The organism is Limnochordia bacterium, from assembly GCA_023230925.1.
Lineage (GTDB): Bacteria > Bacillota > Limnochordia > DUMW01 > DUMW01 > JALNWK01.
On record JALNWK010000006.1, the window covers coordinates 57,175 to 80,371 of the forward strand.

Below are 23,197 nucleotides of genomic sequence, written 5' to 3' on the forward strand. Positions count from 1 at the left end.
TCGCTGTGACGGGGGCCAAAGGCGGGGTAGGTTGCACTCATCTTGCCACCCAGTTGGCACAATCCTTTGCTTTGGCTGGCAAGAGCACTGTGATCTGTGATCTAAACTGGCGGACGGGAGGGGATGTTCATCTATTTCTTGGTACCCCGATAGAAACCTCTGTCTACGACTGGCTGCAGACCAAACAGACCGGGAGACGCTCTAGCATCAGTGCCTACTTACAGCTTCATGAAAGTGGGTTGCAGGTTCTGGCAACACCATCCTTCGGCATGAAAATCGGGTACGGACAGGATGTATGTGAGCTTGCTTCCGCTTTGACTCCCTTAGCTGAAGTGGTCGTATTTGATTGTGGTACGGCGCTAGATGAAGTCACGATGTCTGCGATGGATGCTGCGGATGTCGTCTTGTTAGCAACTACCGGTGATGTTGTTGCTTTGGAGAATCTGCTAAACCGGATTGAACGCTTACGGGAGTTGCAGTACGTGCAGGATCGGTTTCGTCTGGTTTTGAATGAACGATCCCGCCTCGAGATTTCTTTCTCTGAGATGAAGGCGCTTCTGGGTGGTGAGTTCTATGGGATTATACCTGAGGGACTTTCGGAAGCCTTCATGGCAATCAGGGAAATCGCGGAGCGTCTATGGAGTGAACACGTCGATGGGGTCCTTTTTCCCCAGATAGAAAAGAAGGAGTCCTTCTTTTCTAGATTGGTTCCGAAATTGAGGATACGGTCGCCCAAAAAGCAGGAAGAGCCACCGATTGAGGAATCCGTAGATGCGATTGGTCTCAGGAAGATCAAAATCGAGGTACATCAACAACTCATGGACCGAATCGATATCAGGAAGATTGACCTTGCTCCCGATACAGGAGAAAACTTGCGTAAACAGGTGGAGCAGCACGTTACAGATATCTTATCCGGATACCGCCAGCTAAAAAACAACCGGCCCCTCCGGTTAACCTTGGTCAAAGAGATCGTCAATGAGGTATTGGGGCTAGGTCATCTTGAAGAGTTCTTACAGGATCCTGAGGTAACAGAGATTATGGTCAATGGAGCTGAACAGGTTTACGTGGAAAGAAGGGGAAGGATCGAGTTGACTGATCGTACCTTCATTAATGATGCCCAAGTCCTACAGATCCTAGAGCGGATCCTCGCACCTTTAGGTCGCCGGATTGATGAAAGCTCCCCCATGGTAGATGCCCGGCTGCCCGATGGTTCTCGGGTCAATGCGGTTATTCCGCCCTTAGCTGTCGATTGTCCAACATTGACGATCCGTAAGTTTGAGGTAGTACCTTTTACGATGAAGGACCTAGTGCTGAAAGGAACCATTGATAGACAAACAGCTGACATCGTCAGTGAGGCCGTCAGAGCCAAGAGGAACATTATCATCTCAGGGGGCACAGGTTCAGGGAAGACTACGTTGCTCAATGTGCTTTCGGACTTCATTGGTAGGGATGAGCGGATTATTACCATCGAGGATGCTGCGGAGTTGCGACTAAAACAGGCCCATGTGATTCGTCTAGAGGCTAGACCCGCTAACATTGAAGGAAAAGGCGAGGTCGCCATTAGGGATTTGGTACGTAATGCGCTGCGCATGCGACCTGATCGGATTATTGTTGGAGAGGTCCGGGGTGGTGAAGCTTTGGATATGCTCCAAGCTATGAATACAGGACACAAGGGCTCATTAAGCACCATCCATGCAAACTCGCCAAGGGATGCCATTTCCAGGCTAGAGACCATGGTCCTTATGGCCGATGTGGACCTTCCCCTTGGGGCCATTCGCAATCAGATCGCCTCAGCGATTGACCTAATCATCCATATGAGCCGCCAAAGTGATGGTTCCCGGCGGGTAATTAGTATGGCACAGATTAAGGGAATAAGGGAGGGAGAGATCGTCCTAGGTGATCTACTCAGAACCCCGGCAAAGGCTTCTGAGGAGTACGAAGGCCCTCATTCTCAAGCTGTCTCTGCGGTGGGAGATATCGGAGGCTAGTCTGAGATTAGTCAAATTCAATGTTTCTTCCTAAACGAGAAAAGGAGGTGGTGATCATGATTGTCATTGTGGCTGGTCTTGTGTTCGGCGCGGTTTTTCTGGCGACTTCCAGTGGTTGGCCCTATCTTGAACGTATCTGGCGGTGGATACAACCCTTAGGTAAAAACCCCCTTTTCCTTGGATTAGGGGTGTTTCTGGTGGTGTATGCACTACGGGGCAGTATTAGTCTAGGTCTGTTGCTTTCATTGAGTATTGTTAGCGCAGTAAAGGTAAAATCGATGTACTTGCGAAGACGCCGTTTTCATGCATTGGATAGTCAGTTAGCCGATGGTCTTCTGTTATTGTCAAACGGCCTCAAAGCAGGTTTTAGTCTACGCCAAGCCCTGGAGATGGTGGGGCGGGAAATGGCAGATCCCTTGGGAGCTGAGATACGGGTGCTGGTCCATGAACTGGACCTAGGAATTTCGTTGCCCGAGGCCATGCGCCGTTTTTCTATTTCAGCGGAGCATCCAGATGTAGAGCTGGCTGTTACCGCTATTCTTGTACAGCGGGTGACTGGGGGCAATTTGGCCGTAGCCTTAGAGCGGATCGCCGGTACGATAAATGAACGTAGGCGGTTAGTCGGTAAGGTGCGGGCTATGACAAGCCAAGGCCGCCTTACAGGGGTGATTATTTCCTTGATGCCTGTAGTCTTGATGCTATTGCTTTTGCTCATCGCTCCGGACTTTGTGGCACCGCTGCTCTTTACTACCCAAGGGCGCTTACTGCTCACTCTAGGGGCCATGATGCAAGCCATCGGAGCGTTGTTGGTATGGCGGATTTGCTCTGTGGAATTGTAGTGGAACGTCAATGGAATAGAAAGGGTTCTATTTAGTGAGCGAGTATTCCTATAGAAAGGCGGTGTGGCGACCTTTGGTCGCTTAATTCTATGCAGGTTATCCTGGTTGGTATTTTAGTCGGTTCTGCTGTATTCTTTGCGGTTGCGGGAATACTACCCTCGGAGCAAAGAACCAGAAGACTTCTCAATTGCAAGCAGCAAGAGACTGTCTATGGTCATCTGAAGACACCATGGCGTGTTCTACTGGAGATCGTCTGCGGGATGGGGCGGCTCTGTCGGCATATACTTCCTAAAAGCTACCTAGGCAAATGTCAGGATTTATTAATAATGGCAGGAGAACCCTTGGGGATTGATGTATACTGCGGACTTGGTGTTGTTGTACTATGCTTAGCCATGGGTTTTGGCCTGGCAGCATCAAATTGGATGGTTACCTTCTTTGCTATTATTCTAGGGTTAGTCTCCATGCGGATATGGCTTGTGGCCATGGTTCGGCGCAGAAGAAACTGCATATCCCGGACACTACCCTTTGCTTTGGATCTCTTAACCATCTGTGGAGAGGCGGGACTCGGTTTTGATAGTGCATTGTCCCGCTATGTGGAAAGCAGCGACGAGGGACCACTTAGGGAAGAGTTTGTGGGACTCCTCCAAGATATGCGGTCGGGAAAGTCACGGTATCAGGCGTTGAAGGATTTTGCCGAGCGACTAAAAAGTCCTGAGATAGACTCCTTTTGCCTGACGATGATGCAGGCTGATCAACTAGGGACTAGTATTGGCACTGTGTTGCGGATGCTGGCAGATCAAACTAGAACACGCAGGAGTCAGCAAATAGAAGGTCTAGCCATGCGGGCGCCTGTTAAGATGCTATTTCCCCTATTATTCTTCGTCTTTCCTGCGGTTTTCATCGTCTTCTTTGGTCCTATTTTGCTAAATGGTCTTTTCCTTACCTGATATTCAGAAGGTATTTGTCGATCGACGTGGAAGTAATTACTTAAAATGGATTGGAGATGGATGGAGTCCACTGTCCTTATGGGCAAGGGGACGATCTCGGTCAGGTGTGTTTCCGGAATCTGTACCATGCCGGATAACTAGGCGGGCCGTTCTACTGGTTCATAGTCAATCTAGCATTGGGTGATTCGTGCTAGGTGAGTTGTGGCGGCTGCCTAATCGAACGTTTAGTGAAGGTGTTAGGATGGACTATGCTGATTATTCCGTGGTTTTGACCAACGGGACGGTTTCCGATTTGACGTTTTACCGACCGTTCTTGGAGGAGGCAAATTTTATCATTGCCGCAGATGGGGGAGCTACTATCGCAACAAGGTTAGGCGTGCGCCCATCGGTGCTTATTGGTGACTTTGATTCCCTTCCTGAAGAGGACCAAGACGTTCTTTCAGCTCAGGAGGTAAAGGTGATTAGGTATCCGGTCCATAAAGATAAGACAGATAGTCACTTGGCTGTTGAGTATGCTCTGAAACTATCACCAAGGAACATTATTATACTGGGGCCCTTGAGGGGCCGGCTTGATCATACTCTAGCTAATGTGGGCCTATTGTTTTTGATTCGCTCGGCTGGGAAAAAGGGTTATCTTGTGGATGAGACTAACTTCTGTCAGCTGAGTGGAAGTGAATGTTGGATTACAGGAAATATTGGACAGTTGGTATCTCTAATTCCTTTGTCCGAGGAGGTCAAAGGAGTATCTACTATTGGGTTGGGTTATCCTTTAACGGGTTCTACGTTAAGGCGATGTGATTCCCTGGGGGTAAGTAACTTTCTTGTCGAGGCACAGGCACGGGTTGCGGTAACTAGTGGTGACTTGCTCATTGTCCAGGTTCGATAAGTCGCGAATGTCAACCGCGAGACAGTCTATTTTAACCTGTGGCATCAATATGGAAGGGGGAAGGAAAATGCCAAAGAAGTGTAAAGATTGCGGCGCCGAGAGCCCAAACTGGGAGACTACATGCAAAAGCTGTGGAGCGGATTTTCCACCGTTGCTGAAGCAGGTTGAACCGGAGAAGAAGAAAAAAGGTCTGTTTGGTAAGCTATTCGGCAAAAAGGACGAATGAGATCGGCTCGTATTTATTAGTTTCTATGGACTTAGCGTTTCATCACACGATGGTGTTCTACTGTGGGGTGAGACGCTATTATTTTTCGTGAGAACACCTTATGTACTGGGAGGTCCAGCAATGCTGGTTAGAGATCCTATTCACGGGGACATTTACTTAACGGAGGAAGAGACCCGGGTACTGGATACTGCCCCCATGCAAAGACTGCGGGGTATCAAGCAGTTAGGCATGGCGTACTTGGTCTATCCCGGTTGCATGCACACTCGTTTCGAACACTGCTTGGGCACTTTGGCCATGGCCCAGAGAATTCTAGAAGCCCTGATGCGTAATGGATATCGCATTTCCCAGGAAGAACAGTGTCTAGTGCGTATGTCCGCCTTGGTCCATGATATCTCCCATATTCCCTTTGGGCATACCTTCGAGGACGAACGGGCGATTTTCCCCCGCCATGACTCCAAGGAACGGGTGATGTCGTTCCTTGAACGAGGAGACTTGCAGACTCTATTAGGTAAGTACGGTCTTCTGCAGCATGTCCTTTCGATTATCTTAAGACAGCCCAATAGTCCCTTTGCTCCCTGGGTGGGTGAGATCGTATCTAGTACTTTGGATGCGGATCTTCTGGATTACTTAAGGCGGGATGCGTATTACTCCGGTTTGTCTCAAACCTATGATGACCGCATCATCGATCATTTTGTGATTTGCGATGGGAAACTTGCGATAAACATGCAAAAACATGGGATGGATCGCCCCGATATTCGCTCCGAAATCCTTCATCTGCTTCGCATGAGGTACGTCCTTACGGAACGGGTCTACTATCATCATACAAAAGTCGTAGCTGGCGCCATGCTCTCTAAGGCTTTGGAGTTAGCAAAAGTCGATGTAAGGGATCTGTACTCCCTGGGGGATTGGCAGCTTCTTGACTACCTTCTGCAGGTGAGTCGGTATAAAGGGATCCCAGGCGTGAAGCGGCTTGTTAAACGACTAACAAGCCGGGATTTACTAAAGCGGGCCTACGTGATATCGCTGGCTACGGTATCGCCACGCAAGCAAGCGCATCTAATCTCCCTCTATTCTCATCCCCGAGGAATTAGGCTAAAGACCGAGCGAGAGATTGCAAGAAGCCTGGCACTGGAGGAAGATGAGGTTATAATCTACTGTCCACCTAAGACTGCTCTGCAGGAGACAGCAGTCTTAGTTAACTCAGCGGCCGGTCTACGACCTTTGAACACACCTGGATTCTGTGAGGAAGCCAACATAGCGCTGCTGGAGAGTCAGTATGAAGCGCTATGGCGTCTGTATGTCTTTGCCCCGAAAGAAAAACGGGCCGACGTCCGGAGGATATGTCAATCCCTCTTCAATCTCCCTAGTGAGTATCAATTCAGCTAGAAAAGCTGGTATTGCCAGCCGGAAAGGCCTGTTCGTTTAAGTGCCAGAATAGTATAATGGCCTTGGTAATGGGGAGTGGAGATTGTGGAGAATGCAGTTAAGGTACGGAGAGTGATTTTCCTAGTTATCATATGTATAGCCTTAATAATTGGAGGGGCCTTCCGCTATTTATCCTCTAATCTGGTGAATGCTCCAAAGACTGCTGTAATCCGGGAATTCCTGATGGATACCCTCGTAGAAATCCAGGTAGAGGAACATGATCAGGAAAAGGCGGTCTTGGCTATGGATAGAATGCGTAGCCTTGCCCTTGTGTTCGATCCTCACTCCGGTGATATAGCGCGGATTAATGATTCTTTTGGGCCTGTGCATGTTTCCGATGAGGTCTATGAATTGCTAGAACTGGTTTTGGCCTATAGCCCGGTTACCCAAGGTGGGTTCAATATCACCATAGGAAGCTTGATTGAATTGTGGGGATTCACTGAGGACACCCCGTCGGTACCTGAGGCCGGTGTCCTTGCTGGCGTCGTATCCGAAATTGCTTCTTTTGGGTTTACCCTAGATCCCGAGGAAAAGACCGTGGCGAAATCCCATCCAAACATGAAGATTGACGTAGGCGGTATTGCCAAGGGATATATCGTCGATCAGGCAGTACTTATGCTTGCTGAGCAGGGTGTGCAGTCTGCTTTAATTAACGCGGGGGGAGACCTCTATGTCCTAGGAAGCCGTCCCCAAGGACATGATTGGCGGATTGCGGTGAGGCATCCCCGTGACCTAGGTGGTTTCTTAGGCACTCTAAAGATCAAGGACTGTGCAGTGGCAACTTCTGGGGATTACCAACGCTTCTTCATTGAAGACGGTCGGCATTACCACCATATTCTAGACCCAGCCACAGGAATGCCGGCAAATAAGTGCATTAGTGTCACTATCCTTTCGAATTCAGTAACCTTAGCAGATATGTTGGCCACCACAGTATTTGTCTTAGGGCCAGATGTAGGAATGTCATTAGTTGAAGGACTAGAGAACACAGAGGCGATCATTGTAGATCAAAAGGGCCGAGTGCTCCTGTCGTCGGGGATCGACAGTAGTCATTGGCCCAAGCAGATTGAGGTGGCGCAATGAGTCGGGATCTCTTCAAGATGGTTAGGCTCGGTCTACTCCTTGGGTTGGCCATGGCCCTGTGGCTTCTTGAAGGTCTATTGCCCATAAATCACGTTATTCCCGGTGCTAAACTGGGTTTGGCCAATGTAGTCATACTGATCATAGTACTTCGCTTTGGCCTTAAGGAAGCGTTGATGATTAACTTATTGCGGTGCTTTATTATTTCCCTGTTTACAGGGACAACCTTTGGCTTTACTTTTGTTCTTAGTCTCGGTGGAGGGATATGCGCCGCGCTGGCTATGGGCGCCATCGGTCGGTGGGGAATGAAGCACGTTAGCGTCATCGGGCTTAGCATTGCCGGTGCCTTCGCCCATAACATTGCTCAAGTTATCTTAGCTTGTATCATGCTAGGGCATCGAGGTATTTTAGTATATCTACCATATTTTTTAGTTTTTTCTTTACCCACGGGCTTCTTTACCGGATTGGTGACCCATTACGTTCTACAGGCTACAGGTTGGCAGGATGTATTTCAGTCAGAAAGGGGCGGTGAGAAGAGTGCGTAGCTGTTTGTCACTCCTTAAGAAGGGGGATTTTGCCATTATGGGTATTGTGTTGTGTTCAGTGTTGATGTCCTTTGCTGCGCTGAATTCCAGGCAGGATGACAAGCAGCTGGAGATTATTGTAACGATCAATGGAGAAGAGGTATATCGCCAGCCGTGGTCTAGGGAGCAGACCTACACAATTGGTCTTAATTTGCCAAAGGGGGCTAAAGCCTTCTTAGATGTGACCCCAGAAGGAGTCCAGATGCAGCCTTTGCCCTTTGAGGTTTGTCCTGCCCAGATCTGCAGCCATATGGGGAGAATATCAAAACCGGGGCAAGTTATCCTTTGTGTGCCCAATAAGCTCATTGTGGAAATAGCCCGGGTGGGATCCCTTCAGTTAGATATTGATGGAATTACAGAGTAGTACATATAGCTAGATATTGATCACTTGTGAGGGAGCGATATTCCATTAGCACAGTCATTTTGGTTAAAGCTAAAGACTATGAGCGACAGACAATCACAAAAGCGATGGAGGAGCTTTTTGGTCATTTGGAGGAGCAGGGTTTTAGCCTCCTAGATACTAAAACTATGATTAAGCCCAATCTGCTTTGTGCTGCACCTCCCACCTCCGCGGTGTGCACCCATTTTAGTGTGATTCATGGGCTTGTTGAGCAGTTGCACAAAAGAGATATCTTTGATCTATCCCTGGGAGATAGCCCCGGCTTTGGTAACTTACAGCGGGTTGCCGAAGCAGCAGGAATTAGTCAGGTATGCCAAGAGACCGGGGTCAAATTGCAGAGACTCAGCCCTGGAGAAGAGGTCAGCGTTGATGATGGGAAAATGGTACGCCGGGTGGTTGTGGCAAGGCCAGTTGTAGAATCGGATCAAATAATAAATGTAGCCAAACTGAAGACCCATGGTTTAATGGGTTTTACCGGTGCGGTAAAAAATCTCTTTGGTTGCGTTCCCGGTAGTGATAAGGCTACGCTTCACTTTCGTTTATCCCACCGGGATCACTTTGCCGAAATGCTAGTGGATTTGTACCTGCTCATCAAGCCTCGACTATCGATTATCGATGGGATTGTGGGTATGGAGGGTCAAGGACCTCGGCAGGGAAATCCCCGTCCCCTTGGGGTGCTCATCGCGGGTACAGACGCCGTTGCAGTTGATGCCGTTGCCTGTGCAGTAGTGGGGATCGATCCCATGTCTATTCCTACTATCTATTTGGCCGACAGTAGAGGGGTTGGACAGGGGAGATTGGAGAATATTAGGATTATTGGAGCAAACCTAGACGATGTACAGGTCAATGATTTTAGAAAAGCAGATACCCAGGCAACCTTACGGGGCATACCGCAACCAGTAATGACATTGTTGCGCAAGCAACTTACATCAAGACCGTACATTATTGAGGAAAAATGCGTCGGTTGCGGTATATGTGTCCATTGTTGTCCGGCAGATACCATATTGCTCGAAAAGACAGCCCGCATAGTAGATTCTCAGTGTATTCGTTGTTATTGCTGTCATGAGCTTTGTCCCCAAGATGCGGTGGGCCTTGTTCCAGGGTTTCTTCAACGAGTCATTGGCTTATTTAGATAAAAGGTATGCGACCGGGTGTGGTCGCATACCTTAAAAAGCAACTTAATTACATTTCAGCTGGATTATGTGCGCTGGATATTTTGCTACCCTGTGCGTCTGGCTCGAGGCCAAAGCGAGGCTTCTGTCCGCTTGCGGCTTGGTTCATCAAGGATTGCTCGGCAGCAGCAATCATCCTACGAACCATATGTCCACCAACGGCACCACACTCTCGAGAAGAGATGTTGCCCCAGTACCCCGACTGATACTCAGGGTTAATCCCAAGCTCCGATGCAACCTCGTACTTGAACTGATCAAGAGCCTGCAATGCACCGGTAACTACAGGTTGGTTCCTGCTGGTTTCCTGACCTAATGCCATTTTGTCACCTCCTTTCGGTCTTAGCATTACCAACGTTCTTCAACGCATACGAGTTAATTGTTACCGAAGTTAGGTTCCAAGTGGGTCTTTGGTCACAAAGCAGTAGAACGAAAAGTGGCGGACATACTTTGCACAGACCATTATAGGCTTAGATAATACGTCCTAGCAGACTTCATGTTAGTCGAAGGAGCTGTTGTAGCATTTTCGCATTTTGGACTGCCTTTCCCTGATAATGATTATTCATACTGACATATACCGTATCGGTATGGGCTTTGAGCCTCTCCAGTTTTGGTACCCACTCTCTAAGCTCCTGTTCAGTATATAGGTAATCGTATCTTTGGTAGGATTGCTCGTGCTTGTACCAGTGTTCTTTGTTTCGTCCATGGAATCGAACATACCCAATACTGGTTGTGGCCACAGCCAAGGCAGGTAACAACCCCTTAATCCGGGGTTGATCGACACACACAAAACCCAGTTCGTGCTCCTTGAGGAATTCGAATACGTCCTGTTCCAACCAATGCACATTACGGAACTCCACCATCAATGGCCACTCTGAACCCAGTCTTCTGCGGAGTTGCGCAAGATATAATCGGTTTTCGGGGGTATGGTGGAAACTGTAGGGGAACTGCAGGAGAATACCGGCCAGCTTACCGTCGGTAGCGAGGGGCATGAGTGCATCGGTAAAAACTGTAAGGTCTTCCGTTGAGCAATCTCGGGAGTGGGTCATGGAACTATGTGCCTTTACAGCGAATCGAAAGTGCCCTGGAGTATTGGATGACATCCGTCGTAGCATGTCTTCTTCAGGTAACCGGTAGTAGGTGAAATTCAGCTCTGTAAATGGGAAAAGACGTGTATAGAAAGGCAACATCTGATCGTTTTTCGTACCCTTTGGGTAGACTGGTCCCACCCAGTCTCGATAGCTGTACCCCGACGTGCCGATGTAGATCATCTTTGTCCACCCCGCTTTTTGGCATCAAGCCAATTATACTATACTCACTATGCCAGTAAGTGCCGAAATAGAGGGATAATATGATCTATTGTCTGTCGTTCCTCTACTAAAGGAGCGAAAAGGTCGCCAGTACGTATTAGACGAGGCAAGACAGTAGTGACTGTAAACTGGTTCGGAACGATGGAGTTAAGTTCACGCCACAAAATTGGTGTAGAAACCGGTGCCATAGGTCGAGGACGTACGCTATATGGTGCGACAATGGTCTTCCCCGGCAGATTTTGCAGGTGATCCACATAAACCCGCCCCGTCCTATTTTTCACTAGACGTTCTGTTGTGACCTTGTCAGGGATGGTCTTGACCAGTAGTTGACCGATGTAAGCAACAAAGCTACTTGTAACCTTGTAGCTATACTGCAGGGCAAGTCCTACATAAATATGTAAACCCGTGGCGCCGGAGGTTTTCACATGGCTTACCAGTTGCAGCTGATCCAGTAGTTCTTTGACTAAGAAGGCCACCAAAACAACATCTGAAAAGGTGCAGCCCTCCGCAGGATCAAGGTCAATAATAACCTGGCTAGGGCATTGTGGGTTATCGATCTGTGAGAGCCATGGATGGATTTCGATGACAGCCTGATTGGCAAGCCACGTCAGGCAAGCTCGCTCTTCTGCCAAAATATAGTCAATGTCCCCCGTGTTAGAAGCCACTTGATATGTCCTAATCCAGTCGGGTGCGTAGGCTGGACACTGCTTCTGGTAAAAAAATTTGCTATTAATCCCATTGGGGTACCGGGTTAGGGTGAGGGGCCTTCCCTGCAAATGGGGGAGCATGTATGGGGCAACATCGGTATAGTACTTGATCAGGTGAGCCTTGGTTAGGCCATCTTGTGGCCACAGCTTTTTCTCGATATTGGTGAGGGTAATCCGGCGGCTATCGATTACCGTTACTTGCTTGGTGCCCATAGCTGATTCTCCTGGCATTCTTCCGGTTCTTTATCGGTACGCATTCGTATAAAAACCGGATGACGAAGGTTCCCAGTGGGAGTTACCTCCAAGTACTCGACGGTGCAGACCAGCACGGGTTTGACCCAGTTGGTAGTTCGATCTAGATCCTGAGGGACTATGATTTCTGTTCCTTGGGTCTTGAGTTTGCTCAAAAGAGTAAAGAGGGCTATACGTTGCTGCTCCGTAAAACCGGTACCAACACTTCCAATGTAGCGGAAGCGTGGTGAGGCAAATACAGCTAAAAGCAAAGAAGTAATGGAATCGGATTCAGCGTGATTGGTGTATCCTACAATGACACAGTCGACCTGGTGGGTGGCTCTGCACTTGATCCAATATCTGCTTCTTTGTCCAGGCAGGTAGGGACTGGTTTGTAGCTTGGCCATAGTCCCTTCAAAGGACTGGGACTGGCACGCCTGATGCAACTGTATTCCTGTCTCGAGAATGTATGGTGATATTACGAAATACTGGTTTTCCGGTAGTGATTCGGCAAGGACACACTTACGTTGGATTAACGGTTGGTCCAACAAAGATCGGCCGTTATGATAGAGTATATCAAAGACCACATAGGTGGCTGGAAGTTTAGAACTCATTTGTTTGATCAATCCAGGGTTTCGAGCGATGATGCGCTTTTGCACACCAGAGAATTGCACCTTGCCCTTATGAATGGTGACGATCTCCCCGTCCAAGACCAGGAAAAAACCCTTTACCTTCTCACGCAGGTTTGCCAGTTCTGGAAACAAGGATGTAATATCCCTCAAATTGCGACTTTGCAGTCTGGTGGATTCGCCGACAAAGGCAATACAGCGAATGCCGTCCCACTTCGGTTCAAAAAGGTAATCCGGAGAGTCAAAGGGTTGACCGGGTTGGGCTAGCATAGGCTTGATGGCTAGAGGCAACGCAATATTCATAGGGTTCTTCTCGTGTTGACCGCAGCCTGTTCTTCTTGTACAACCTTAAGACTTTCCTCCAGGGCCTTGAGCAAGTCAACCACTTTCTCCGGCTCTTCGAGGGTGGGGGCTTCATAAACCTCTTGGCCCTCTGCCTTGTTCTTGATTAGTCGCCACAGGGCTTCGCGGTAATCGTCGGTGTATTTTCCCGGATCAAAACTGGCGGATAAGCTGCTGATTAGGCTAATGGCCATCTTTACTTCATTGGGGTGGACTGAGACATCGTTAGGAATGGCTAGTTGCTCGTGGGACCGAACTTCGTCCGGAAAGAACATAGTCTCAAGAATGAGGGTTTTTCCCTGGACGCGTAAGGCGGCGAGGGACTGCTTAGACCGGATGACCAGTTTGGCAATAGCGATCCGGTTTGCCTCGGTCATGGCAATTTGTAGCAAGGCATAGGCCTTGTGGCCTCCGGGATGGGGTTCAAGGTAGTAGGTCTTATTGTAATAGACCGGATCAATCTCTGCTAAGTTCACGAAGTCGATGATGTCTATAGTTTTTGTTGTTTCTCCTGGGATACCATCGAGTTCCTCCTCGGTTAGAATCACGTATTTGCCTGGTTCGTACTCGTAGCCCCGCACGATCTCTTCAGCCGGGACCTCCCGCTGGCAACGGGGACAAGTTTTTTGGTATTTGATGGGGGTATTACATTCACGATGTAGATAGTTGAACTTAATTGATTTATCTTCGGTTGCTGCATACATACTAATTGGGATATTTACCAGACCGAAGCTAATGGCGCCCTTCCATAAACTACGCAAGTCTAATGTCTCCCTCCTAACTCTTATATTATGCCCCTCTGGATCTCTTTCATGCGAAGGTATGAATAGACTAGAAAGAAGGAGAAAACACGAGCAAGAACCAGCATAGGTGTAGCAATGGCCGAATGCTGTGTTTTGACTGGTCTAGGCTATTGGGGTATACTAGGCTTTGCCTTGAGGTTGAAGGCTTTGGGCGAATAGCTCAGCTGGGAGAGCACCTGCCTTACAAGCAGGGGGTCACAGGTTCGAGCCCTGTTTCGCCCACCATATAAAAGTCGCGGAGCCGTGGTGTAGCCTGGTTTAACACGCCGGCCTGTCACGCCGGAGATCGCGGGTTCGAATCCCGTCGGCTCCGCCATTGTGCCGAGATAGCTCAGTCGGTAGAGCAGGGGACTGAAAATCCCCGTGTCCCCAGTTCGATTCTGGGTCTCGGCACCATTTATTTGTACTTTCCTATCTATCCTCTCGTGTTTCCCTTTTGTAAAACGTCCTTTATATTTCGTTCCCTTTTGGAAGACGGCTTGCCCAGAGAATGGGACCGGTGAAACTCTTGTTTCGCTAGGTAGCATATGGTATGATACTGCCATTGATACATGAAAAGCTAGCGGTTGCTGCCAAGTTGCTTAGGCATAATGACCGTGCTGAGTTTAAGATTACTAGGGAGTGAAGGTATTGCCGAAGATTACATTTCTCGGGGCGGGAAGCACAGTATTTGCCAAGAACGTTTTAGGTGATTGCATGCTCACGCCTGCATTGGCCGAATCGGAGTTAGCATTGTATGATATCGATCCCCAACGGCTGGATGACTCTTATCGTATGCTTAGCAACCTGAACAAGAACTTCGGTGAACGGGCGACGATTGTTGCCTATAAGGATCGGAAAGAAGCTCTTGCCGGCGCGGATTATGCGGTTAATGCAATTCAGGTCGGTGGATATGAACCGTGTACGGTTATTGACTTTGAGATTCCGAAGAAATATGGTTTACGACAAACCATTGGAGATACCTTGGGAATCGGTGGCATTTTCCGTGCCCTGCGCACGATTCCAGTTATGTTGGATTTTGCTGCGGATATGGAAGAGGTGTGCCCTGACGCTTGGTTCCTCAACTATACCAATCCAATGAGTATGGTAACGGGAGCAGTGCAGCGGGCGACAAAGGTGAAGACAGTGGGCCTTTGTCATAGCGTTCAAGTCTGTGCATCGGGATTACTCAACTCCCTTGGCATGAGCACCGAAGGGATTCAGTGGAAGATCGCCGGGATTAACCACCAGGCTTGGCTGTTGGAGATTACCAGGGATGGCCAAGACCTCTACCCCGAGATCAAAGAGAGGGCGGCCCAGAAAACAACGCCCCACTGGGATATGGTACGCTACGAAATTATGAAACGTTTTGGTTATTATGTTACTGAATCCAGTGAACATAACGCAGAGTATATGCCCTACTTCATCAAGAGTAAATACCCAGAGTTAATCGAACGGTTTAATATTCCTCTAGATGAGTATCCACGGCGATGCGTCAATCAGATTAAGAGATGGGAGACCATGCGCCAGGACTTGGTGCATAATAAACAGATTACCCATACACGTACAGGGGAATATGCTTCGTACATTATGGAGGCCATTGAACTAGACAAACCATACAAAATTGGTGGTAATGTGCCCAATACGGGATTGATTACAAATTTGCCTAAGGAAGCTTGTGTCGAGGTACCCTGTCTAGTTGATGCCAGTGGAGTCACGCCTTGCTACGTAGGGGATTTACCACCCCAATGTGCGGCGTTGAACCGGACTAACATTAATGTGCAACTGTTAACGATTGAGGCTGCTCTAACCAGGAAGAAGGAGCATGTCTATCAAGCGGCGATGCTTGACCCCCATACTAGTTCGGAACTGAGTATTGATGATATTGTAAGTCTATGTGATGAACTCTTTGAAGCCCACCGGGATTGGCTACCTGAGTATGAATAAGGTCCAAAAGAGAAGAAAAGGCCGAGCACTGCTCGGCCTTTTCTTTATGGTAACACGGTCATAATTTCCCTTGCGATTTCCGGGTAATTGGCGATAAACTTAAGCTCATCGTCGGTAAGTGGTTTTTGGGTGTGAACGTTAGCGTACCTGACTAGATCTAAGATCATTTCTGCCTCCTTATCATCCTTAAACTCGATCTCCAGACGCTGGTATACGTTTCGGAAGCCTTTGATGCCGCTATACTCTCCAGTGGTGATCTGTCGACCGGTCTCGATGATCTCAGGTTCGCCTCGACCGAGTTCTTCGAAATCGAATAACTCATAGTTGCGGCGGTCTTTTAGGGCCCCGTCAACATGGATTCCCGATTCATGGGCAAAGGCGTTGGCTCCCACCGCCACTTGATTGATTGGGATTGGTACACCAAAGCACAAGGAGGCGTACTTGGCGATCCGCCACGCACAGCACAGGTTAATTCTTTCATCCAATTTATACCGGTCACCGAAGTCCTTGGATTTGGTAATGGCTAAAATTGTTGATACTAGGTCTGCGTTTCCGGCCCGCTCCCCGAGACCGTTTACAGTGGTGTTGATGTAGCAGTCAACTCCTGCATCTAGAGCACCCTTTGCTCCGGCGAGGGAACAGGCAACGGCCATGCCAAGATCATTGTGACAATGCATCTCAATTGGCATCTTAGTTTTTGATGCCATGTAATATACCCGTTCGTAGATGGTGAAGGGATTATCGTAGCCGAGGGTGTCGCAGTACCGAAGACGACAAGCACCTGCTTCCTTAGCTGCTAGAGCAAATTCGACGAGGTAATCGAGATCGGTTCGGGAAGCATCTTCAGCGTTTACTCCGATAGTTAGGGCCCCTCGTTGTTTGGCTGTATGCACCGCTTCCACCATCATATCGATAACGTCTTGGCGAGATTTCCTACCTTGGAATTTACCGAACAACATCTGCTCGGACGTGGACATGGACAAGTTTACATGTCTTACTTTCGTTCGATCGAAGGCTTTATCCACGTCTTCTTTAATCGCGCGCAACCATCCTTGCAATAGCATTGGCTTGATTACGCCCATCTCCGCAAGACGTAGATTTGCATTCAGGTAGTTGACCTCATGGCGCGTGACCGGAAACCCGAATTCGCTCTGATAAATTCCCATTTCATTCAGATACAAATTCAGCATGGTTTTCTCCAATTTAGCCAAGCCAAGGCGAGAGGTTTGCACGCCGTCCCTATTTGTGACATCAATAATGTAAATCTTGTTGTTACTTCCCATAATAGATTCGTACCTCCGTAAAACAATAATAAATGCTGGCAGGACAGCTTCATGGTGATAGGTATATATGTTTATCTATTCTATCAGATCCTTTTTAAAGGGTAAATAGGCATTTGCTGAGAAAAAACTCTTTCATGGTTTCTGAGCCTGGGAAAGCGCCTCTGAAGCAGCTAGCCTAAAGCTAATAGGCAAACACCAAACCAGAGTAGCAAGAACAGTGGCTTGAGGGGTTGCATTTGAAAAAGTCCTATGCTATAATCTACTTGCGCTAGGGGAAAAGCGCAGCGAGCGGAAGTAGTTCAGTGGTAGAACACCACCTTGCCAAGGTGGGGGCCGCGGGTTCAAGTCCCGTCTTCCGCTCCATTTTTGTCTATGGCGGCATAGCCAAGTGGTAAGGCAGGGGTCTGCAAAACCCTTATTCCCCAGTTCGAATCTGGGTGCCGCCTCCAAATAATGGGGGAGTAGCTCAGCTGGGAGAGCATCCGCTTGACGTGCGGAAGGTCCACGGTTCGAGCCCGTGCTTCCCCACCATTTTTATGCAGTAGCTTAATAGCTACTTTTTTTATTTTACCCACAAATTGCTGTCTCACCTTGGTTCCCCGAATCCTCTATCCTCGCATAACTCCTAGTTCGCGCACATATACTATACGGTACTTTCAAGAATAGGGAGCGATTCTTGTGGAGCTTGCTAGGGTAGGGACAAGCAAAGCTATTTCTCGAGTGCAACAACGTCTACACCTATTTCGCGATGTACTACAAGGTGATGGGATCAGTGTAGATATCGGTGAGCAGCAATTAGGAAAGTCAGTGTTTTACTGTTGCTACCTAAAAACCAACGGTGTGGCCGAAATCTGCCGGTACCAATTGGCGGAGACCATTGCCGATATCATTACGGAGATTCTTCAAGCAGAGTATATCAGACGCATCCTCCGCTGCCATTATACGGGATTTGACCGGGTGGAGGAAGGAAGCATTTGCGCGGAAGCCCAACTGCTTGCCCAAAACCCCCGGCGCAAAAGGAGGATCATCTTTGCCCTTTTGGATTACCTAAACAACCATGTCTATCTACATGTGGATGGGTTTGTTAGATTTCGGCTTCCGGATTACTGGGAAGAACTAGTGGATTGTGTTGACATTGCCGTGGGCAATTTCCAGGATCGGAAGGAACATGAGGAATTTGTCAGTTTGCTTAGATTCTTCGTTGACGTACAGGAGCCCCGACTTGAGACAGTGCAAATTGTCCGACAAAACCGTGGCTATGTTCTGTTGGACAGCCAACAGCGCCCAGTAGACAACAGTCTTCTATGCGGCTTGTCCTTAGAACCTAACGATTATGGTGCCAGCCCCGAGGACCTGTTGCTTAGTGCATTAGTAACCCTGTCCCCTTCCACCATCGTGCTTCATTCTGATGAAGATCCCATCTTTAGCACCATCGGCGAAGTTTTCTCCCAGAGAATACGTTACTGCACTGGCTGTTCCCTCTGCCTAAAGGACTAAGTTGTACATTTTCCACCGATGCGGTATCATATGGACATGATGAAGCCAAGGTGCGGGGGTGACCGAGTGTATTGGGGTTATGTCATTATGCCTGTGATTGGTGCGGTGATCGGTTGGATTACCAACGTGTTAGCAATTTGTATGCTTTTCCGCCCCTATCGGCCTATACGCATTGGCAGCGTATCACTGCAGGGGTTGTTGCCCCGTCGGCAAAAAGAACTAGCCAAAGTGGTAGGGGAGACTGTTTCCCAACAGTTGCTGCCCCAGGATAAGTTGACTGGCCTTCTCACCGATAGCTCCACTGCGGAGCATCTGTCCAAGACTCTAGCTGTCCACGTACAGAGCCGCTTAGAGGAAAAACTCCCCAAATTTCTGCCCCAGGCTCTACGCAACTATCTGGTTGGTGAGGTTGTCCAAGGGGTGGACAGGGAGTTTCGGTCCATGCTGCCTCAGGTTATGGGCGACGTAAATCGGTTCATTGACGAGGAAGTGAACGTATCCAGGACTATTGAGGAGACCATTGTCCAATTCGACCTCCGAGAGTTGGAGAAATTGACGATTTCTGTCATGGGTACTGAGCTAAGGTATATTGAGTTTTGGGGTGCGGTCTTTGGTGGACTGATCGGACTTGCACAATCTGGAGTGATGTACCTACTCCAGTAGCGGCTAATGGCTATGCCTTCATGGGAGGAGTGAGCAGTATTGAAGTGGTCCTTTTCTATGGTTGGATGCTTGATCGTACTTGTTTTGTGTACCTACGGGACCTTTGCCCAGGAATATTTCCAGCCGCAAATTCTGCCGGCCTACTATACGAAGCGCGCACCGAGCATTGATGGGGAGCTTAAGGAATGGCAACATATTACTCCTGTGTATTTGAGTAGTACAAGTCCTAGCTGGCTCCAGGGCTTTCGAGTATGGGAACCTAAGGTGACGAACGAGGCCATTATTCCAAATCAGTTTAGTAGTGCCCAGTTGTGGTTTATGTGGGATCAGAAGAATCTCTACGTGGCAGCCCGAATCTGGGAAGAGGAAATATCGAAGCATTCCCGGCTGAATATCTACCTAGACCCGTGGGGACGTCGCTCAAACAAGGTTATGCCTGGACAGGTATGTTGTCGTATTGCCTATGCCACTAGTTTGCGGGATGGGGCGGTGATTGAGGATCTTTCCACCCGCAAGACAACGCGACTCTTGGAGGTTGTGACGGTACCGTGGAATGAGGGGTGGATTATTGAGGCTACCATACCGTTGAATGTAGTTCTAGGCTCCCCCTTGCTGCCCGAGCGGGAAATGACCTGTGACATCACTTTAGAGAAGATGAATGAGGTGGGGAGCCGCAAGTCGGCTTTGTCATACTTTGGGGGTATGGAACACTGGCTCAAAAGCTACGCGTGGGGGAGTATGTTGCTTAGCGAATAGTAGATTGGTTGTTGAACGGGACTTTTGCAGCAACGACAGTAATAGAGGCCGCTGATGCTTGTGTAGCAAGTACTTGTCGGTTCTGGTATTACAATGAGTTGTACATATTGAGGGTTTTTTCGTTCCTCTAGAATTTTTGTAAGATCCCCTAGTTTAGGATATTTATGGCTGAGATGAACACCAAGTACTTCTGTGATTGCTTTTTAGTCTGAATTTCCCTCAAGTTTATGGGCCACCTTGTTTTTGATCCTGAATGTTTCTGGATCACTCCGAAAAGCCAACAGAATTTCCCTTTGAGTCTTTGTTGGCGGACCCAGAAGCTGATCTCCCATCCTATAGGATACTTTTCCATCGATTTAACACGGCCTTCACTGTAGGGGCCGGCCTCTTTGTTTGTTTTTGCATAATGCAGATCATATCCGCCCAGAGGATCTGTGTGATAAATCTTCTGAATAATTTTCCGTCCATGGACGTGTCGGTGTGTGTTTGAAGCCGATACAGCTTTAGAGGGTTCTTCATACTTTCATAAGGATTCTCAATCCCATCGCGTCTGAGATAGTGTCTGATAGCCTCTTCTGGAGTATGCTTCGCTACATTTAGTTGGCACAAATACTTAGACCCTCGTTAATTTCCTCATCATTCTTTTCATAGGAAATCAGCTTACCCCGCTGTACTTCTACATTATAGCAGGGTTCTTGCTTCCCCTAGTGGTTTTACCCTGCTGTCTTTCGAGTTCTTCACCTCCTTTTCCAATCTTTTCATAAAGAACGGTTTCGTCTGGGGCCGTTTTTACACTACTGTAGTAAATAAAAATCTGGTAGTCCCTCTTTATTTCCTACTTGGAGATAAAGCCTCTCGATCCATTCCTTTACCTCTACCTCATCACTAGGGATCCGTGTATCTCTCTGACCTAGAACACCTAGTCATCAACTTCTTACTCATACATATGGGAAAGAAATGTGCCCCGGAGGCATTATGCCGCAAGGGCTTCAAGAAGTGTGCCTCCAGTAAGGTGCCAAACTAACGAAAAAACTTGACGAGTAGTCCTCACAACCAATAGTATGATAGTCTTTATTTGGAACGGCTTTATTGGGTTGCTGCAAAACTAGGGAATCAAGCACATTGCATGGCTCAGCAGATTTGGCTGTTGACACCACCGATGCCATTGGATATAATAAGGAGCAAATATATTTGGCATAGACTTAATAGTGATGATGAGGAAAGTAGCTAAGGAAAGGGTTTACAGAAAAGGGAAGCCGTAGGTTGAAAGCTCCCTAACACTTCCTTTGGCGAAGACCCCCTCTGAACTGCAGGCTGAACTCATAGTAAGCCGGGCCGGTTGCACCGTTATCGCATGGAATGAGACTACCTAAGTTATGTAGTAATTAGGGTGGAACCACGTGAGGTTAACCTCTCGTCCCTTTCGGGCGAGGGGTTTTTTGATGTTTTGAAAGGAGTGTTTCATTTGTCACAGATAGAGATTACGTTACCGGACAAGAGCAAAAAGAATTACCCCCAAGGAGTTCTTCCTTTGGAGATTGCCGTAGACATCTCCCCTGGGTTGGCGAGGAAGGCAGTGGCGGCTGTAGTGGATGATGTATTGGTGGATCTGAATCATCCACTGGAGGCAGACAGTACGGTCCGTATTATTACCAGCGATGACGCCGAGGCGTTGGAGATCCTAAGACATACTGCGGCCCATATTATGGCCCAGGCAGTCTTAAGGCTTTATCCAGGAGCGAAACTGGCGATTGGCCCTGCGATCAGCGATGGATTCTACTATGACTTTGACCTGGAAGAGTCATTGGGTTCCAATGAGCTGGTGGAAATAGAGGCGGAAATGGAACGGATTATTGCCGCGGATCTAGCAATCGAGCGGAGGGAGATGTCCCTTGATGAGGCCATAGAGTTCTTCAAAGCAAATGATCAGGAGTACAAAGTGGAGCTCCTTGAAGATCTGGATAGCGATGTGATCAGCCTCTACAAACAGGGCGAATTTGTGGATTTGTGTCGTGGCCCGCACCTTCTGTCTACAGGGAAGCTTCCTGCCTTCAAACTGCTAAACACTGCCGGTGCCTACTGGCGGGGCGATTCTGATCGACCCATGCTGCAGCGGATTTATGGGACCGCGTTTTTCCGAAAGAAGCACCTTACTGAGCACCTCCATCGTTTGGAGGAGGCAGCCAAACGGGACCATCGCAAATTAGGCAAGCAACTGGACCTATTTAGTATCTGCGATGAAGGGCCGGGTTTTCCCCTGTTCCATCCCCGGGGTATGGCGATTCGCAGGAAACTAGAGGATTTCTGGCGTCGGGAGCACAAGCTAAGGGGCTACCAGGAAATCCAGACTCCGATTATCCTCAGTGAAGAGCTATGGCGTCAGTCGGGTCATTACGATCATTACCGGGAGAATATGTACTTTACCGTGATCGATGAGAAGAAATACGCGATTAAACCGATGAACTGTCCTGGTTCCTTGTTGGTATATCGGCGGAAGATGCATTCATACAAGGAACTGCCCCTGCGTTATGCGGAACTTGGCTTGGTTCATCGCCATGAAATGTCAGGAGTACTCCATGGGTTGATGCGTGTTCGTAATTTCACCCAGGACGATGCTCATATTTTTATGACCCCCGAACAGATTGAATCGGAGATTACCCAGGTTATGGAGCTAGTTGATTACGTCTACAGGGACGTGTTTGGGTTTAACTACCACGTTGAACTAAGTACCCGTCCTGAGAATTCCATGGGCTCTGATGAGATTTGGGAAAGGGCCACAGCGGCATTACAGGCGGCCTTGAATGCGAAGAATATGTCCTATGTCATCAATGAAGGTGATGGAGCCTTCTATGGTCCAAAGATTGATTTCCATCTGGAGGATTGTCTTGGCCGTACCTGGCAGTGTGGCACCGTACAACTAGACTTCTTGATGCCGGAGCGATTTGATCTATCATATATTGGTGAGGACGGTCAGAAGCATCGGCCGGTTATGGTACACCGTGTGGTTTTCGGCAGCCTAGAGCGGTTTATAGGTATACTGATTGAACACTTCGCCGGAGCGTTCCCCCTGTGGCTTGCCCCAGTGCAAGTACAGGTGATTCCCGTTGGGCAAGACTTCTTAGCCTATGCCAATAATATTGCTACTGAGTTAACCCGGTGTGGTTTTGATGTTGAAGTGGATGAGCGAGACGAAAAAGTTGGCTACAAGATTCGCAATGCCCAGGTAAACCAGGTACCTTATATGCTCATCCTTGGCGAGAAGGAGCATACCGGAAATTGTGTCTCGGTGAGGCATCGACGGCAAGGAGATCTAGGGACCATGTCTTTAACTGAGTTCATCGCTAAGCTGCAAGGGGAGCTTTTGGTCACTAGACGCTCAGAATAGGCGAGCTATTTGCGATGTTTGGAAGTAGGCATTGTAACGGGATTTGCTCTTGGGGCAAAAATGTGTTTACCCCAAGACGATCCCATGAATACGGCATTTTCGCATAGCAGAAAAATATGATCAG

At 48.4% G+C, this 23,197-nt stretch carries 20 protein-coding genes, 6 tRNA genes, 2 pseudogenes and 1 other annotated feature; of the genes and pseudogenes, 22 read left to right on the top strand and 6 right to left on the bottom strand.

The features are described 5' to 3' along the window. Window positions 1-5: 5 nt before the first annotated feature. From M0Q40_02160 to M0Q40_02210, 11 genes and pseudogenes are all read left to right on the top strand, one after another. Window positions 6-413 (top strand): annotated as a pseudogene (locus M0Q40_02160) (hypothetical protein). Between the two features lie 543 nt (window positions 414-956). Continuing rightward, window positions 957-1,904 (top strand): annotated as a pseudogene (locus tag M0Q40_02165) (CpaF family protein). Window positions 1,905-2,044: 140 nt separating this feature from the next. Continuing rightward, window positions 2,045-2,827 carry a type II secretion system F family protein gene (locus tag M0Q40_02170; protein MCK9221426.1) on the top strand — a complete coding sequence of 261 codons (783 nt, stop codon included), beginning with the start codon at window positions 2,045-2,047 and terminating at the stop codon, window positions 2,825-2,827. 89 nt (window positions 2,828-2,916) lie between these two features. After that, a complete protein-coding gene (locus M0Q40_02175; protein ID MCK9221427.1) occupies window positions 2,917-3,774 on the top strand; it encodes a type II secretion system F family protein in 858 nt (285 codons plus the stop codon). Window positions 3,775-4,015: 241 nt separating this feature from the next. Then, window positions 4,016-4,660: a thiamine diphosphokinase gene (locus M0Q40_02180; GenBank protein ID MCK9221428.1), complete on the top strand. Its 645-nt coding sequence runs from the start codon at window positions 4,016-4,018 to the stop codon at window positions 4,658-4,660. 67 nt (window positions 4,661-4,727) lie between these two features. Continuing rightward, on the top strand, window positions 4,728-4,886 hold the full coding sequence (locus M0Q40_02185; protein MCK9221429.1) for a hypothetical protein: 159 nt from the start codon (window positions 4,728-4,730) through the stop codon (window positions 4,884-4,886). 120 nt (window positions 4,887-5,006) lie between these two features. Then, on the top strand, window positions 5,007-6,272 hold the full coding sequence (locus tag M0Q40_02190; protein ID MCK9221430.1) for an HD domain-containing protein: 1,266 nt from the start codon (window positions 5,007-5,009) through the stop codon (window positions 6,270-6,272). 84 nt (window positions 6,273-6,356) lie between these two features. Then, on the top strand, window positions 6,357-7,391 hold the full coding sequence (locus tag M0Q40_02195) for an FAD:protein FMN transferase (GenBank protein MCK9221431.1): 1,035 nt from the start codon (window positions 6,357-6,359) through the stop codon (window positions 7,389-7,391). Then, window positions 7,388-7,933: a Gx transporter family protein gene (locus tag M0Q40_02200; GenBank protein ID MCK9221432.1), complete on the top strand. Its 546-nt coding sequence runs from the start codon at window positions 7,388-7,390 to the stop codon at window positions 7,931-7,933. Before M0Q40_02195 ends, M0Q40_02200 begins: the two co-directional genes overlap by 4 nt. Beyond that, on the top strand, window positions 7,926-8,336 hold the full coding sequence (locus tag M0Q40_02205) for a NusG domain II-containing protein (protein ID MCK9221433.1): 411 nt from the start codon (window positions 7,926-7,928) through the stop codon (window positions 8,334-8,336). Before M0Q40_02200 ends, M0Q40_02205 begins: the two co-directional genes overlap by 8 nt. A gap of 26 nt (window positions 8,337-8,362) precedes the next feature. Next, on the top strand, window positions 8,363-9,508 hold the full coding sequence (locus M0Q40_02210; protein ID MCK9221434.1) for a DUF362 domain-containing protein: 1,146 nt from the start codon (window positions 8,363-8,365) through the stop codon (window positions 9,506-9,508). Window positions 9,509-9,554: 46 nt separating this feature from the next. On the opposite strand, the gene M0Q40_02215 is transcribed toward M0Q40_02210, so the two are convergent. The 5 genes from M0Q40_02215 to M0Q40_02235 form a co-directional block, all read right to left on the bottom strand. Then, window positions 9,555-9,863, bottom strand: coding sequence for an alpha/beta-type small acid-soluble spore protein (locus tag M0Q40_02215; GenBank protein MCK9221435.1), 309 nt, complete (start codon window positions 9,861-9,863; stop codon window positions 9,555-9,557). Between the two features lie 172 nt (window positions 9,864-10,035). Beyond that, entirely contained in the window at window positions 10,036-10,812 is a 777-nt protein-coding gene (locus M0Q40_02220; protein MCK9221436.1) for a DUF72 domain-containing protein, read from the bottom strand. A 47-nt stretch (window positions 10,813-10,859) separates the two neighbouring features. Further along, window positions 10,860-11,771: a non-homologous end-joining DNA ligase gene (ligD, locus tag M0Q40_02225; protein ID MCK9221437.1), complete on the bottom strand. Its 912-nt coding sequence runs from the start codon at window positions 11,769-11,771 to the stop codon at window positions 10,860-10,862. Then, window positions 11,753-12,721, bottom strand: a complete 969-nt coding sequence (gene ligD, locus M0Q40_02230) for a non-homologous end-joining DNA ligase (GenBank protein ID MCK9221438.1) — start codon at window positions 12,719-12,721, stop codon at window positions 11,753-11,755. Before ligD (M0Q40_02230) ends, ligD (M0Q40_02225) begins: the two co-directional genes overlap by 19 nt. Further along, window positions 12,718-13,521, bottom strand: coding sequence for a Ku protein (locus tag M0Q40_02235; protein ID MCK9221439.1), 804 nt, complete (start codon window positions 13,519-13,521; stop codon window positions 12,718-12,720). Before M0Q40_02235 ends, ligD (M0Q40_02230) begins: the two co-directional genes overlap by 4 nt. 191 nt (window positions 13,522-13,712) lie before the next feature. Here M0Q40_02235 and M0Q40_02240 point away from each other — a divergent pair. The 4 genes from M0Q40_02240 (at window position 13,713) to M0Q40_02255 (ending at window position 15,489) form a co-directional block, all read left to right on the top strand. Then, a tRNA-Val gene (locus M0Q40_02240) sits at window positions 13,713-13,788 on the top strand. A 12-nt stretch (window positions 13,789-13,800) separates the two neighbouring features. Continuing rightward, window positions 13,801-13,879 (top strand) — tRNA-Asp (locus M0Q40_02245). 4 nt (window positions 13,880-13,883) lie between these two features. After that, a tRNA-Phe gene (locus tag M0Q40_02250) sits at window positions 13,884-13,959 on the top strand. A gap of 234 nt (window positions 13,960-14,193) precedes the next feature. Then, window positions 14,194-15,489, top strand: a complete 1,296-nt coding sequence (locus M0Q40_02255; GenBank protein ID MCK9221440.1) for an alpha-glucosidase/alpha-galactosidase — start codon at window positions 14,194-14,196, stop codon at window positions 15,487-15,489. Between the two features lie 44 nt (window positions 15,490-15,533). On the opposite strand, the gene M0Q40_02260 is transcribed toward M0Q40_02255, so the two are convergent. Next, entirely contained in the window at window positions 15,534-16,772 is a 1,239-nt protein-coding gene (locus M0Q40_02260) for a homocitrate synthase (GenBank protein ID MCK9221441.1), read from the bottom strand. 288 nt (window positions 16,773-17,060) lie between these two features. Here M0Q40_02260 and M0Q40_02265 point away from each other — a divergent pair. The 7 genes from M0Q40_02265 to thrS all read left to right on the top strand — a co-directional run bounded on the left by M0Q40_02265 (window position 17,061) and on the right by thrS (window position 23,073). Then, window positions 17,061-17,135, top strand: a tRNA-Gly gene (locus M0Q40_02265). Window positions 17,136-17,146: 11 nt separating this feature from the next. After that, a tRNA-Cys gene (locus tag M0Q40_02270) sits at window positions 17,147-17,221 on the top strand. A 6-nt stretch (window positions 17,222-17,227) separates the two neighbouring features. Beyond that, window positions 17,228-17,303 (top strand) — tRNA-Val (locus M0Q40_02275). 147 nt (window positions 17,304-17,450) lie between these two features. Continuing rightward, window positions 17,451-18,269 carry a putative sporulation protein YtxC gene (locus M0Q40_02280; GenBank protein MCK9221442.1) on the top strand — a complete coding sequence of 273 codons (819 nt, stop codon included), beginning with the start codon at window positions 17,451-17,453 and terminating at the stop codon, window positions 18,267-18,269. A 66-nt stretch (window positions 18,270-18,335) separates the two neighbouring features. Then, window positions 18,336-18,932, top strand: coding sequence for a DUF445 family protein (locus M0Q40_02285; protein MCK9221443.1), 597 nt, complete (start codon window positions 18,336-18,338; stop codon window positions 18,930-18,932). A gap of 39 nt (window positions 18,933-18,971) precedes the next feature. Continuing rightward, window positions 18,972-19,688, top strand: a complete 717-nt coding sequence (locus M0Q40_02290; GenBank protein MCK9221444.1) for a hypothetical protein — start codon at window positions 18,972-18,974, stop codon at window positions 19,686-19,688. A gap of 1,202 nt (window positions 19,689-20,890) precedes the next feature. Beyond that, window positions 20,891-21,113 (top strand) — a binding site (T-box leader). A 40-nt stretch (window positions 21,114-21,153) separates the two neighbouring features. Beyond that, complete coding sequence (gene thrS, locus M0Q40_02295; protein ID MCK9221445.1) at window positions 21,154-23,073, top strand: threonine--tRNA ligase; 1,920 nt, start codon at window positions 21,154-21,156, stop codon at window positions 23,071-23,073. The last annotated feature ends 124 nt before the right edge of the window (window positions 23,074-23,197 follow it).

Coding starts and splice junctions, on each gene's coding strand:
- M0Q40_02170 (MCK9221426.1), top strand. CDS start 2,045: ATGATTGTCATTGTGGCTGGTCTTGTGTTCGGCGCGGTTTTTCTGGCG.
- M0Q40_02175 (MCK9221427.1), top strand. CDS start 2,917: ATGCAGGTTATCCTGGTTGGTATTTTAGTCGGTTCTGCTGTATTCTTT.
- M0Q40_02180 (MCK9221428.1), top strand. CDS start 4,016: ATGGACTATGCTGATTATTCCGTGGTTTTGACCAACGGGACGGTTTCC.
- M0Q40_02185 (MCK9221429.1), top strand. CDS start 4,728: ATGCCAAAGAAGTGTAAAGATTGCGGCGCCGAGAGCCCAAACTGGGAG.
- M0Q40_02190 (MCK9221430.1), top strand. CDS start 5,007: ATGCTGGTTAGAGATCCTATTCACGGGGACATTTACTTAACGGAGGAA.
- M0Q40_02200 (MCK9221432.1), top strand. CDS start 7,388: ATGAGTCGGGATCTCTTCAAGATGGTTAGGCTCGGTCTACTCCTTGGG.
- M0Q40_02215 (MCK9221435.1), bottom strand. CDS start 9,863: ATGGCATTAGGTCAGGAAACCAGCAGGAACCAACCTGTAGTTACCGGT.
- M0Q40_02220 (MCK9221436.1), bottom strand. CDS start 10,812: ATGATCTACATCGGCACGTCGGGGTACAGCTATCGAGACTGGGTGGGA.
- ligD (MCK9221437.1), bottom strand. CDS start 11,771: ATGGGCACCAAGCAAGTAACGGTAATCGATAGCCGCCGGATTACCCTC.
- ligD (MCK9221438.1), bottom strand. CDS start 12,721: ATGAATATTGCGTTGCCTCTAGCCATCAAGCCTATGCTAGCCCAACCC.
- M0Q40_02260 (MCK9221441.1), bottom strand. CDS start 16,772: ATGGGAAGTAACAACAAGATTTACATTATTGATGTCACAAATAGGGAC.